General features: G+C 38.6%; 1 tRNA gene. It reads left to right on the plus strand.

From position 1 onward, the window contains the following. Positions 1-131 precede the first annotated feature (131 nt). Positions 132-208, plus strand: a tRNA-Ile gene (locus IDG64_RS14490). Positions 209-329: the final 121 nt, after the last annotated feature.

The raw sequence follows: 329 nt of genomic DNA on the forward strand, positions 1-329 counted from the left end.
GTAGCCGTATCGGAAGGTGCGGCTGGATCACCTCCTTTCTAAGGATATATTCGGAACATCTTCTTCAGAAGATGCGGAATAACGTGACATATTGTATTCAGTTTTGAATGTTTATTTAACATTCAAAAAATGGGCCTATAGCTCAGCTGGTTAGAGCGCACGCCTGATAAGCGTGAGGTCGGTGGTTCGAGTCCACTTAGGCCCACCATTATTTGTACATTGAAAACTAGATAAGTAAGTAAAATATAGATTTTACCAAGCAAAACCGAGTGAATAAAGAGTTTTAAATAAGCTTGAATTCATAAGAAATAATCGCTAGTGTTCGAAAG

It is taken from the genome of Staphylococcus sp. EG-SA-15, from assembly GCF_017151895.1.
Taxonomy (GTDB): Bacteria; Bacillota; Bacilli; order Staphylococcales; family Staphylococcaceae; genus Staphylococcus; species Staphylococcus aureus.